Genomic DNA, 12,120 nt, shown 5'->3' with positions numbered 1-12,120 from the left:
CTCAGAACGGGATCTCGAAGTGGACGGTGGACACGCCCGGGCCGTGTTCGCCGGTGGTGCGGGCGTCGAAGATCTCCTTGGCCATGCTGCGCCAGAAGGCCTCCGCACCCTCGACGTCCACGTTGGTGTGCAGGTAGAGGGAGTCGTAGCCGGGGGTGTCCGCGACGAAGTCGCGGGCCGCGTCGACCAGGGTGCGGGCGAGGCCCCGGCGCCGGTGCTCCGGGCGGACGTAGACGCGGACCAACTGGGCGGTGGTGCCGGACGGGTAGCGTTCGGCCAGCCAGCGGGGGTGGGGCGGGTGGGCCGGACCCGTCGAGTGCACACCGGTGGTGGCGACCACCTCGCCGTCGTGGACCGCCACGAGCAGGAGGTGGCGGGGGTCGTCGAGGTAGGTGCCCTTGAGGTCCGTCACGTCCCGGTGCCAGCGGGGCACATAGCCGTATCCGAACTCCTTGTAGAACGTGTCGAGCATGACGGCGCGGGCACCGTCGGTGTCCGCGGGGGTCGCGGGACGCACGGTGTAACCGGCGGGCGCGGTCCGACTCATCGTGAGGTCCTTCCGTATCGGGGCCCCCACAGTACCTGACAATGAAAATGATTACCGATATCGTGTCGTCGGTTGCGGCCCTGGCGTCAGGGCCGTGCCGTACGCGACGACACGAAAAGGGGAGCCGTGGCTCATCTGCTGGTGGTCGAGAGCTGGGTCGGGTCGATGAGCAGACTGCTGCCGCGGGCGATTCGGGAGGGCGGACACGAGTTCACGTTCCTCACCCGCGACCTGCACCACTACCTGCGCTCGGCGCCCGAGGGCGCCGCGCACCCGCTGCTCGGGGCGCGCAATGTGATCACCGCGGACACCAACGACACCGAGGCCCTGCTGCCCCGGGTGGAGCGGCTGCACTCCGTGCTGGGCTTCGACGGGGTGATCACCTCGTGCGACTACTACCTGCCGGTGGTGGCGCGGACGGCCGCCCGGCTCGGGCTGCCCGGGCCGGCCCCCGAGGCGGTCGAGAACGCCTGCCGCAAGGACGCCACCCGCCGGGTCCTGGACGACGCCGGGGTGCCGGGACCACGGTTCGCGGTGCACGAGGAGTGGGCCGGGCTCGCCCGTTCGGCGCGGGAGATCGGCTACCCGCTGGTGGTCAAGCCCGTCGACCTGTGCGCCGGCATGTACGTGCGGCGGGTGGACGACGAGGAGCAACTCGCCGCCGCCGTCAAGGCACTGGGCGAGTTCCCGGTCAACGCGCGCGGGCAGCGACGGGCACCCGTCGTCCTGCTCGAAGAGCTCCTGGACGGTCCGGAGGTGAGCGTCGAGACCGTGTCGCACGCGGGCGCGGTCCATGTCGTCGGCGTGACCGACAAGAGCGTCGGCGGGGCACCCGCGTTCATCGAGACCGGCCACATGTTCCCCGCCGCCCTGTCGTCCGCGGACGCCGAGGCGGCCGGGCAGACCGCGCTCGGCGCGCTCAAGGCGCTCGGCCTGACGGACGGCGTGGTGGCGCACACCGAGATCAAGCTGACCTCCGCCGGGCCGCGCGTGGTCGAGGTCAACCCGCGGCCCGCCGGGAACCGCATCACCGAGTTGATACGGCATGTCACCGGCCTCGACCTCGCCGCGGCCTTCGTGGACGTGTCCCTGGGCCGCGCGCCCGATCTGCGGCGTACGGACACCGGGTTGCGCAGCGCCGCCATCGGCTTCCTCGTGCCGGAGGCCACGGGCACCCTCGAAGCGCTGGACGCCGGCCGGGTGCGGACCGCGCCGGACGTCCTCGAGGTGCAACTCGCCGAGCCGGGGCGGCAGGTGAAGACCGCGGGCAGCAACAACGAGTACCTCGGGCACGTGATGGCGGGTGACCCGGCCGGCACCGGCGCCCGCGCCCGGGTCGAGGCCCTGCTCGACGAGGTGCGGTCCGGGCTGGTGATCCGATGAACCCCACCGCCCCGGCGTCCGCCCGCGCGGCGACGTACGACGAACTCCTGGCGCTCGCCCGCGCCGGCGGACTCGGCCCCGATCCCGCCGGGTCGCGGGTCTCCGTGGCCTTCACCACCCGGCAGGCCGTACGGCACGAGGGGCGCGGCACCGGTTACCGCAACGAGGTGCTCAGCCTGCGCCTCGCCGAGGCCGTCGGCAGTTGCGCGGTCGAGCCCGGCACGCTGCCCGACGGCGCGGTGGAGGACTGCGCCGGCGCGGACGTGGCCCGCCTGCTGGAGCATCCGGTGCCGGCGGTGCGGGTCGCCGCGCTCGACGCGTACCTGATGCACGTCACCCCGCACACCCCGGAGAACGGGGCGCGGCCCGTCGCTCTGCCGGCCGGGACGTCGCTGGAGAAGTCCCGGGTGCGGGCCGAGGCCGTCGCCGGGCTGCTCGTCCTGCCGCCCGGGGCGACGGTGCTCGTGGTCGGTGTGGTCAACTCCCTGCTGGAGGCGCTGCGTGCGCGCGGCCTGGGATACGTCCCGTGCGACCTCAAGGGCGGGGTCACCGAGTGGGGCGAGCCGGTCGTCACCGACGCCCTCGGCGCGGCCGGCCGGTGCGACGCGCTGCTCGTGTCCGGGATGACGCTGGGCAACGGGACCTTCGACGCGCTGCGGGAGCACGCGCTGCGACAGGACAAGCAACTGGTGATGTTCGCCCAGACCGGCAGCGCCGTACTCCCCCGCTTCCTCGGTCACGGGGTGAGCGCGGTGTGCGCGGAGCCGTACCCCTTCTTCTGGCTGGACGGCGGTCCCGGCACCATCCACCGCTACCGTGCCGGCCGTCCGGGAGGCACCCGGTGACCACCGCCGCCGTACGGTCCGCCGCCCGCCCGGAGCTGCTCTCCCTGCTCGGCCGCACCCCTCTCGTACGCGTCACCGCCGGTCTGCCCGGACCGCACCCCGGTTTCTGGGCCAAGCTGGAAGGGCTCGCCGCGGGCGGGATGAAGGCGCGGGCCGCCGTCTCGATGCTGATGGGCGCCCGTGAACGCGGGGAACTGCGGCCCGGCGCCCCGGTGGTGGAGTCCACCTCCGGCACCCTCGGCATCGGGCTCGCCTTCGCCGGGCAGGCCCTCGGGCATCCCGTCGTCCTGGTCGGCGACAGTGAACTGGAGCCGTCCATGCGCCAGTTGCTGCGCTCGTACGGAGTGCGGCTGGAGATCGTGGACCGGACCGCGCCCCGGGGCGGCTGGCAGGCCGCGCGCCTCGCCCGGCTGCGCGAACTGCTCGCCGTGCTGCCCGGTGCCTACTGGCCCGACCAGTACAACAACCCCGACAACACGGCCGGTTACGCCTCGCTGGCCGCCGAGATCGCCTCTCAGCTCGACCACGTGGACGTCCTGGTGTGCAGTGTGGGCACCGGCGGACACAGCGCCGGTGTCATCGGGCCGCTGCGCCGGCACTGGCCCGCGCTGCGGCTGATCGGCGTGGACTCCACCGGCTCCACCATCTTCGGCCAGCCCGCCCGGCCCCGGCTGATGCGCGGCCTCGGCAGCAGCATCCATCCGCGCAACGTCGCCTACGACTCCTTCGACGAGGTGCACTGGGTGGGCCCCGCCGAGGCCGTGGACAGCTGTCGCCGGCTGGCCCGGGGCAGCTTCGTCAGCGGCGGCTGGAGCACCGGAGCGGTCGCCCGCGTCGCCGCGTGGGCGGCCCGGGTCCACCCCGGCGCGGTCGTCGCCACCGTCTTCCCCGACGGGCCGCACCGCTATCTCTCCACCGTCTACGACGACGACTTCACCACCGCCCACGGCGTCGACCCGGACGCCGCGGCCCTCCGTCCCGTGGAGATCCCGCACCCGTACGCGGCCGAGGCCACCGGCTGGACGCGGTGCACCCGTGTCACCGACCCTCTCGCCCGTCCGGAGGAAAACCGGTGAGGACCGGCCTGCGCACCGTGCGCCTCGAACTCACCGAGCCGCTGCGGATATCCCGCTCGACGATGTCCGCCCGTGACGCCGTGTGGCTGAGCGTCGAGCACGAGGGCGTGACCGGTCACGGCGAGGCCGTCAGCAGCGTCTACTACCGGCTCGACGCCGAGAGCCTCGGACGTCACTTCACCGCCGTGGGCGCGGACCTGGCCCGCTTCCCCGACCCGGAGACCGCCCTGGAGGCCCTGCGTGTACGGGAGTTCGCCACCGGGAGCACTCCCCCGGCCGTGACCGCCGCCGTCGACGCGGCCCTGCTGGACCTCGTCGGCAAGCGTGCGGGCAGGCCCGTCCACCGGCTGCTGGGCGCCGCGGACACCCCGGTCGCGGCCACCGCCCGCACCATCGGCATCACGTCCCCCGCGCACGCGGCGGCGCAGGCCCGCTCCCTCACGGCCGACGGCTTCGAGGTGCTCAAGGTCAAGGCGGGGGCGGCCGATCCCGAGGAGGACGTCGAGCGCGTACGGGCCGTCCGGGACGCCGCGCCGGGCGCGCGGCTGCTGCTCGATCCCAACGGTGCCTGGACCACGGGACAGGCGGAGGCGTTGCTGCCCCGGTTCGCCGCACTCGGCGTCGAGGCCGTCGAACAGCCCCTCGCCCCCGGTGATCCGGAGGCCCTGGCGGCACTGGCCGAACGCTCACCGCTGCCGGTCGTCGCCGACGAGGACGCGGTGGACCTGGAGGACGTACGCCGGCTGGCCGGACGCGTCCACGGCGTCAACGTCAAGCTCGCCAAGTGCGGCGGGGTGCACGCGGCCCTGCGCATCGCCGAGTCGATCGACGGCAGCGGTACGGAGCTGATGCTGGGCTGTCTGGCCGCCAGCAGCCTCGGGCTCGCACCGGCCGTGCACCTCGCCGGCCGGGCCCGCTGGGCCGACCTGGACGGCCATCTGCTGCTCGCACACGACCCGTGGACCGGCATCGGCGGCGAGGACGGCCGGGTGAGGACGAGCGGCCTGCCCGGACTGGGCGTCGAACCGCGGAAGGGGCACCGTACGGATCCGGAGGGGCGTCGTGCGGACCTGGCATGAGATACGCCGCTTCCCGCTCGCCGTTCAGCTCCTGCTGGTCAACCAGTTCGGCGTGAACACCGGCTTCTACCTCCTCGTTCCCTACCTCGCCACCCACCTCACCGAGAACCTGGGCCTGTCGGCCGCCGTCGTCGGCGTCGTCCTCGGGGTCAGGAACCTCAGCCAGCAGGGCCTGTTCGTCATCGGCGGCTCCGCCTCCGACCGGCTCGGCGCGCGGGGCGTCATCATCGCCGGCTGCGCCCTGCGCACCGCGGGCTTCGCGCTGTTCGCGCTCGGCGACCACCTGGCCGTCCTGCTCGCCGCGTCCGTCCTCAGCGGGTTCGCGGGGGCGCTGTTCAACCCCGCCGTCCGTGCCTACCTCGCGCAGGAGGCCGAGGAGCGCAGGGCCGAGGCGTTCGCCCTGTTCAACGTGTTCGCCACCACCGGCGCGCTGATCGGTCCGCTGCTGGGCAGCGCGCTGCTGCTCGTGGACTTCCGCACGTCGGCGCTGACCGCCGCCGGGATCTTCGCGGTCCTGACCGTCGCGCAGGCCCTGGTGCTGCCCGCCCGGCAGGTCGAGCCGAGCGGGGGCGGAGTGCTCGCCGACTGGCGGGAGGTGCTCGGCAACCGCGCCTTCCTGGCCTTCGCGCTCGCCATGGCCGGCCTGTTCACCCTGGAGAGCCAGCTGTACCTGCTGCTGCCCGACGGGGCACGGCGGGCCACCGGCTGGGACGGGGCCGCCGGTCTCGTCTTCGTCGTCGGCGCCCTCGCCAACCTCCTGCTCCAGTTGCGACTGACCCGCGCGCTCAAGCGGCGCGGGGACCGGGCCCGTTGGATCGCGGTGGGGCTGGGCCTCATGGCGCTGGCCTTCCTGCCGCCCGCCCTGGCCACCACGGCGTCCGGCGGCCCGGACGGCGTGACCGACGCGACGCTGCGGGTGCTGCCCGTGCTGGCGGGCGCCCTGCTGCTGTACCTCGGGGTGATGGTCGCCCAGCCGTTCGTGATGGACATGGTCCCCGCCTTCGGCCGCCCCGGACTGACCGGCACCTACTTCGGGATCTTCTACGTCGTCTCGGGCGTCGCCGCCGCGATCGGCAACACCGTCGTCGGCTGGGCCATGGACACCGGGCGGGACGGCGGTGCCTCGTGGCTGCCGTGGGCGTGCTGCGCGCTGGCCGGGCTCGCCTCCGCGCTCGGCGTCGTACGGCTGCGCCGGCGGGGATCGCTGCCCGTACCGCCGGAACAGCCCGCCGTACCCGCGCCCGCCCGAGGAAGGACCCCGGCATGACGGACAACCTGCTCACCGACAACCCCGCGCTCTACGAGGCCCGTTTCCCCGACCCCGGCCGGCTGGCCGGACGCTGGGCGGAGGACTGCCTGCGCCGGCACGGGGCGGGGAAGCGGGTGTTGGACATGGGCTGTGGCACCGGGCGCGACGCCGCGTGGCTGTGCGGCGCCGGCCGTGACGTGACCGGCGCGGACCTTTCCGAGGCGATGCTCGCGCACGCCCGCGACCACCATCCCGGACCCGGGTACGTCCGTGCCGACCTGCATGGATTCGACCTGGGGCAGGGGGTGTTCGACGCCGTGGTGTGCCTGGACAGCGCCCTGCTGTACTGCCACACCAACGATCAGCTCGACGGCTTCCTGTCCTCCTGCCGCCGCGCCCTGGCACCGGGCGGCCTGCTCGTCGCGGAGATGCGCAACGGCGCGTACTTCCTCGGCCGCACCGACCTGCTCGACACGCCCAAAGTCAACGAGTTCACCTGGCGGGGCACCGTCCACCGGTCCGTCACCACCCTCACGGTGGACCGTACGGACCAACTGCTGCGCCGCAGGCGCGTATGGACCGCGGACGACGGGTCGGCACCCGTCGAGCAGCGGTCCGCGTGGCGGCTGCTGTTCCCGCAGGAGCTGCGCCACCTGCTGGCCGCGCACGGCTACGAGGTCCTGGAACTCCACGACGGACCGGGCCCGCGCACCGAGCCGCCCTGGCAGGAGGGCCTGCTCCCCGGCCGTACCACCGACGCCGACCGGCTGCACGTGGTGGCCCGTCTCACCAGTACAACTACACACTGAGGAAACTCACATGCACGACGATTCGACCCGCTCCCTCCCCTTCCCGGCCCTGCGCCGCCGCGGCTTCCTCGCCGCGACCGGTCTCGGTGCGCTCACCCTGACCGGATGCGGCGGCGGTTCCGGTTCCGGCTCCGACGACGGCGCGGGCGACGGCTCGCCGAAGAAGGGCGGGCGGCTGCGCGCCGCGTTCGCGGGCGGTGGCGCGAGCGAGACCCTCGACCCGCACCTCGCCAACCTGTTCGCCGACGTCGCCCGCGCCAAGGCCCTGTTCGACAAGCTCGCCGACTACGGCGCCGACCTGTCCGCACAGCCCCGCCTCGCCGAGAAGTGGGAGCCGAACAAGACGCTGGACCGCTGGCAGGTCACCCTGCGCGAGGCCACCTTCCACGACGGCAGCCCGGTCACCGCGCAGGACGTCCTCTACAGCTACCGCCGTATCGCCGACCCGAAGCAGGCGTTCCGCGCCAAGGCGTCCCTGGAGCCCATCGACCTCGACGCCAGCCGCGCCACCGGCGAACGCGTCATCGAGTTCGTGCTCAAGCGGCCCACGGCCGAATTCCCCAACGTCCTGGCCGCGTTCGGCGCGTACATCGTGCCCGAGAACGCCACCGGGTTCGACAAGGAGCCGGTCGGCTCCGGCCCGTTCCGCTTCGTGTCGTTCGCGCCCGGCCGCTCGGCGGTCTTCCGCCGCTACGACGACTACTGGGAGGGCGCCCCGCACCTCGACGAGATCGAGTTCGTCGTGGCGAACGAGGAGTCGGCCCGGGTCAACGCGCTGCTCGGCGGACAGATCGAGTACGCCCACGAGCTCAACCCCACCACCGCCCGCGCCCACGAGGACAAGGGGCAGATCGAGATCGTGCGGCTGCGGGGCAGCGCCATGCAGGCGTTCTGCATGAAGACCGACCGGCCGCCCTTCGACGACGAGCGGGTGCGCCAGGCGTTCTTCCTGATCGCCGACCGCCAGGAACTCGTCGACGGCGCGCTGTCCGGCGCGGGCGAGGTCGGCAACGACCTGTTCGGCAAGGGCTACGAGTACTACGCCGACGGTCTGCCCCAGCGCGAGCAGGACCTCGACAGGGCCCGTGCGCTGCTGAAGCAGGCCGGCGCCGAGGACCTGAAGGTGACCCTGGACACCTCCGCCGTCGCCGCCGGGTTCACCGAGGCCGCGAGCATCTTCCGCGACCAGGCGAAGAAGGCCGGGGTCACCGTCGAGGTGAGGATGGGCAGCAAGGACTCCTACTGGAGCGACATCCTCGACAACGGCTCCCTGTGCTGCTACCGCTCCGGCGCCATGCCCATCGAGGCGCACATCTCCCAGCGGCTGCTCACCGACTCCACCACCAACGCCACCAAGTGGCGGCACAAGGACTTCGACGCGCTGTACCAGCAGGCCCAGTCCACCCGCGACAAGACGGAACGCGCCGCCGTGTACGAGCGCATGCAGCGCCGCCTGTACGCCGAAGGCGGCTTCCTCATCTGGGGGTTCGCCGACTGGATCATCGGAACGGCCCGCAACGTCAAGGGGGTCGACACGAAGGCGCCCGCCAACACCCTCGACTGGGCCCGCTTCGACACGGTGTGGCTCGCGTGAGCGGACTGCGCTCCTTCGTCGCCCGGCGGCTGCTCCTCGGCGGCGTGCAGACCGTGGCCGTGGTGCTGCTGGTCTTCGCGCTCACCGAGGCGCTGCCGGGCGACGCCGCGGTCGCCCTCGCCGGGGACCAGCCCGACCCGGCCCGGATCGCGGCCATCCGGGAGGCGATGGAGCTGGACCGGCCGGCGTGGGAGCGGCTGGCCGACTGGGCGGCGGGGCTGCTCCACGGCGACCTCGGCACCTCCCTGGTCTCCGGCCGCCCGGTGCGCCAGTACCTCGCCGACGGCTTCGGCCCCACCCTGCTGCTGGCCGCGCTCACCGTGGCCCTGCTGGTACCGGCCGGGTTCGGGCTCGGGGTGCTGGCCGCCCGTCACGCGGGCCGGCCGGTGGACCGGCTGATCAGCTCCGTGACGCTCGCCGTGTACGCCGTCCCCGAGTTCGCCCTCGGTGTGCTGCTGGTGACCGTGTTCGCGCTGCGGCTCGGCTGGTTCCCGCCGACCGCCGTCGGCTACGGCACCGACCTGCTCGCCCACCCGGCCGCGCTGGTCCTGCCCGTACTGGTGCTGCTGTCGCGGCCCGTCTGCTCGCTGGTGCGGCTGGTGCGCGCGGGCATGATCGACGCGCTCGCCTCCCCGTACGTGGCGCAGGCCCGCCGCTACGGCGTGTCCGGCGCCCGGGTCCGGTACACCCACGCCCTGCCCAACGCCTTGGCGCCCGCCGCCCAGCAGCTCGCCCGCACCGTCGACTGGCTGCTGTGCGGGGTCATCGTCGTGGAGGCCCTGTACGTGATCCCCGGGCTCGGCACGGTTCTGCTGGGCGCCGTCGCCGAACGCGACGTGCCCGTCGTGCAAGGGCTGGCGGTGGTGTTCGGCGTGCTGACCGTCGTACTGAACCTGGGCGCCGACCTGGTCGCCCACCGGCTCGCACCCCGGGCGGGGGTGGCCGCGTGAGGAGTCCGCGTACGGGCCGCTTCGCGCTCGGCCTCACGATCGTCGCCGTACCGCTCGTACTCGCCCTGCTCGGGCCGGTGTTCGCGGGTGAACCGGGGGCGCGGGCCGCGTCCTTCACGCTGGGCGGGGGGCACTGGCTCGGTACCGACTTCGTGGGCCGGGACGTCTGGGGGCAGGTGCTGCACGGCGGGCGGCCGGTGGTGCTGACCGCGCTCGCCGCGACCGCCCTGGCCTACCTGGTCGCCCTCCCGGTCGGGCTGGTCAGCGCGCTCACCCGGCACCGTCTGCTGGAGGAGCTGCTGATGCGGCCGCTGGACGTGCTGCTCGCCGTCCCGTCGCTGCTGCTGATCCTGCTGGCCGCCACGGTGTTCACGCCGGGCGCCGTCGGTCTCGCCCTGCTGGTCGCCCTGGCCAACGTGCCCGACGCGGCCCGGCTGGTGCGTGCCGCCGCCGCCGAGGCCGCCGCCCGGCCCGCGGTCGAGGCGCTGCGCATGCAGGGCGAGACGTGGTGGCGGACGGCCGTCGGCTATGTCGGCCGCTCCATGCTGCGCACCCTGGCCGCCGACGCCGGCACCCGGCTGACCGGCGTGCTCTACCTGGTCGCCACGGCCGCGTTCCTCGGCGTCGGCGTGGCACCCGACGCCGCCGACTGGGCGGTCATGGTCGACCGCAACCGCACCGGCCTGTTCGTCCAGCCGTGGGCCGTGGTCGTCCCCGCCGTACTGATCGTCGCGCTGACGACGGGGACGAACCTCCTCTTCGACGCCGCGCTGGACAAGGGCGGGCACCGGGGCCCGCGCCGGACAGAGAAGGAAGCACGCCCGTGAAGCACGAGTACGAGAAGGGCGCCGGCGGAGACACCGACGTGGACACCGGCGGGGATCCCTTGGCCGAGATCCGCGACCTGCGCGTCGTCGTCGACGGCCGGGCGATCGTCGACGGGGTGAGCCTGCGGGTGCTGCCCGGCAGGGTGACGGCGCTGATCGGGGCGTCCGGCAGCGGCAAGACCACCACCGGCCTCGCCCTGCTCGGCGAGTACCCGGCGGACGCCCTGGTCACCGGCGACGTACGGGTGGCGGACGGCGGCCTCGTCGGCTACGTCCCCCAGCATCCGGCGGCGGCCCTCAACCCCGCCCGCCGGGTCTCCGCGCTGCTGACCGACATCGCCCGCGCCCAGGTGCGCCGGCTGCCGGTGCGGCAACGCCGGGCGGCGACCCGCGAACGTGTCCTGCGGGCGTTGACCGAAGCACAACTGGCTGATGCCGAGTCCCTGTTGCGACGCTATCCGCACCAGCTCTCCGGCGGTCAGCAGCAACGCGTCGTCCTCGCCCAGGCGTTGCTGCTGGGCGCGCGCGTCGTCGTGGCCGACGAGCCCACCACCGGCCAGGACGCCCTGACCAAGAGCCGTATCGTGGAGCGGTTCAGGGCCGTCGCGGCCCGCGGCATCGCGGTGGTGCTGCTCAGCCACGACCTGGACGTGGTGCGCGCGCTCGCCGACGAGGTGGTGGTCCTGCGGGCGGGCCGGGTCGTCGAGTCGGGCCCGGCCCGGCGGGTCCGGGTCTCGCCCCGGCACGAATGGACCCGTGAACTGTTCGGCGAACACGCGGAGTCGCCGGACCCGGACGAGCCGACCGGGCAACCGGGACCGCGCGTACACGGGCTGCCCCACGCACGTACAGAGGTACCGGACCCGGACGAGCCGGCCAGTCGGCCGGGGGCGCCGACACGCGGACTGCTCGGTACACGTACGGAGTCGCCGGACGCGGACGGCCACACCGCCCGCACCGGGCCGCCGGTGTTGCGGGTGCGCGGTCTGACCGCCCGCCACCGCGACGGCGCCCGCGGCACGGCAGTCGTCCTGCGCGCCCCCGAACTCGACCTGTACCCGGGCCGGTCGCTCGCCGTCGTCGGCCGGTCCGGCAGCGGCAAGACCACCCTGGCCCGCTGCGTCGCCGGCCTCCACCGGGACCACGACGGCGAGATCCTCCTGGACGGCACACCGTTGCCGCGAAGCCTGCGCGACCGCAGCCGCACCCAACTCGCGGCCGTGCAGTACGCCTTCCAGGACGCGCACGCCGCCTTCGACGAGCACCGCCCCGTCGTACGGCAGGTCGCCCGCACCGCGGTCCGCCTGCGCGGCACCGACGAGGACACGGCGACTCGGGAGGCGCTGACCACCCTGGCCGGCCTCGGGCTCCCGGAGGAGCTGGCCCACCGGCACCCCGGCCGGCTCTCCGGTGGCGAACTCCAGCGCGCCGCCCTCGCCCGCGCCCTGCTCGCCCGCCCCCGTGTCCTGGTCTGCGACGAGATCACCTCCGGCCTCGACACGCTCACCCGCCGGGGCATCCTCGACGTGCTCACCTCGCTGGTCCGCGAACGCGACCAGCTGTCCCTCGTCCTGATCACCCACGACCTGGACACGGCCGCCCTGGCCCACCGTGTCGCCGTACTGGACGCCGGCGAGCTCGTCGAACAGGGCCCGGCCCGGCAGGTCTTGACCGCGCCGAGCCACCCGTTCACCGCGTCCCTCGTGCGGACGACGACCCGTCTGGCGGTGGGAACGGTCACGTGACGCACGTACCGCCCGA

General features: G+C 74.0%; 11 protein-coding genes. 10 read left to right on the top strand and 1 reads right to left on the bottom strand.

The annotated features are described in order from the left end of the window. Nucleotide 1 precedes the first annotated feature (1 nt). Entirely contained in the window at nucleotides 2-547 is a 546-nt protein-coding gene (locus IH50_RS0104545; protein WP_030857471.1) for a GNAT family N-acetyltransferase, read from the bottom strand. A 126-nt stretch (nucleotides 548-673) separates the two neighbouring features. Here IH50_RS0104545 and IH50_RS0104540 point away from each other — a divergent pair, with 126 nt between their 5' ends. Genes IH50_RS0104540 through IH50_RS0104495 form a run of 10 tightly spaced genes read left to right on the top strand, consistent with a single transcriptional unit; the run spans nucleotide 674 to nucleotide 12,104 of the window. Further along, nucleotides 674-1,930 carry an ATP-grasp domain-containing protein gene (locus IH50_RS0104540; RefSeq protein WP_030857469.1) on the top strand — a complete coding sequence of 419 codons (1,257 nt, stop codon included), beginning with the start codon at nucleotides 674-676 and terminating at the stop codon, nucleotides 1,928-1,930. Then, complete coding sequence (locus tag IH50_RS0104535) at nucleotides 1,927-2,775, top strand: Rossmann-like domain-containing protein (protein WP_030857467.1); 849 nt, start codon at nucleotides 1,927-1,929, stop codon at nucleotides 2,773-2,775. The genes IH50_RS0104540 and IH50_RS0104535 overlap by 4 nt, the downstream gene beginning before the upstream one ends. Continuing rightward, the gene (locus IH50_RS0104530) at nucleotides 2,772-3,851 is read left to right on the top strand and encodes a PLP-dependent cysteine synthase family protein (RefSeq protein WP_030857465.1); all 1,080 of its coding nucleotides are present in this window, start codon (nucleotides 2,772-2,774) and stop codon (nucleotides 3,849-3,851) included. Before IH50_RS0104535 ends, IH50_RS0104530 begins: the two co-directional genes overlap by 4 nt. Beyond that, nucleotides 3,848-4,930 carry a dipeptide epimerase gene (locus IH50_RS0104525; protein ID WP_051767167.1) on the top strand — a complete coding sequence of 361 codons (1,083 nt, stop codon included), beginning with the start codon at nucleotides 3,848-3,850 and terminating at the stop codon, nucleotides 4,928-4,930. Before IH50_RS0104530 ends, IH50_RS0104525 begins: the two co-directional genes overlap by 4 nt. Next, nucleotides 4,914-6,197: an MFS transporter gene (locus tag IH50_RS0104520; RefSeq protein WP_030857461.1), complete on the top strand. Its 1,284-nt coding sequence runs from the start codon at nucleotides 4,914-4,916 to the stop codon at nucleotides 6,195-6,197. Before IH50_RS0104525 ends, IH50_RS0104520 begins: the two co-directional genes overlap by 17 nt. Continuing rightward, nucleotides 6,194-6,988 carry a class I SAM-dependent methyltransferase gene (locus tag IH50_RS0104515; protein ID WP_030857459.1) on the top strand — a complete coding sequence of 265 codons (795 nt, stop codon included), beginning with the start codon at nucleotides 6,194-6,196 and terminating at the stop codon, nucleotides 6,986-6,988. Before IH50_RS0104520 ends, IH50_RS0104515 begins: the two co-directional genes overlap by 4 nt. 10 nt (nucleotides 6,989-6,998) lie before the next feature. After that, nucleotides 6,999-8,582, top strand: coding sequence for an ABC transporter substrate-binding protein (locus tag IH50_RS0104510; protein ID WP_030857457.1), 1,584 nt, complete (start codon nucleotides 6,999-7,001; stop codon nucleotides 8,580-8,582). Further along, entirely contained in the window at nucleotides 8,579-9,532 is a 954-nt protein-coding gene (locus IH50_RS0104505) for an ABC transporter permease (RefSeq protein WP_030857455.1), read from the top strand. The genes IH50_RS0104510 and IH50_RS0104505 overlap by 4 nt, the downstream gene beginning before the upstream one ends. After that, entirely contained in the window at nucleotides 9,529-10,359 is an 831-nt protein-coding gene (locus tag IH50_RS0104500; RefSeq protein WP_037872004.1) for an ABC transporter permease, read from the top strand. Before IH50_RS0104505 ends, IH50_RS0104500 begins: the two co-directional genes overlap by 4 nt. Then, nucleotides 10,356-12,104, top strand: coding sequence for an ABC transporter ATP-binding protein (locus tag IH50_RS0104495; RefSeq protein ID WP_037872003.1), 1,749 nt, complete (start codon nucleotides 10,356-10,358; stop codon nucleotides 12,102-12,104). Before IH50_RS0104500 ends, IH50_RS0104495 begins: the two co-directional genes overlap by 4 nt. The last annotated feature ends 16 nt before the right edge of the window (nucleotides 12,105-12,120 follow it).

It is taken from the genome of Streptomyces sp. NRRL S-37 (assembly GCF_000721605.1).
Classification (GTDB): domain Bacteria; phylum Actinomycetota; class Actinomycetes; order Streptomycetales; family Streptomycetaceae; genus Streptomyces.
The sequence above is the reverse complement of the archived record's forward strand: the minus strand, read 5'-3'. Positions and strand labels throughout refer to the sequence as shown.

What these genes read in the sequence shown, in the direction of transcription:
- IH50_RS0104545 (WP_030857471.1), bottom strand. Translation starts at nt 547, where the DNA reads ATGAGTCGGACCGCGCCCGCCGGTTACACCGTGCGTCCCGCGACCCCC.
- IH50_RS0104535 (WP_030857467.1), top strand. Translation starts at nt 1,927, where the DNA reads ATGAACCCCACCGCCCCGGCGTCCGCCCGCGCGGCGACGTACGACGAA.
- IH50_RS0104515 (WP_030857459.1), top strand. Translation starts at nt 6,194, where the DNA reads ATGACGGACAACCTGCTCACCGACAACCCCGCGCTCTACGAGGCCCGT.
- IH50_RS0104510 (WP_030857457.1), top strand. Translation starts at nt 6,999, where the DNA reads ATGCACGACGATTCGACCCGCTCCCTCCCCTTCCCGGCCCTGCGCCGC.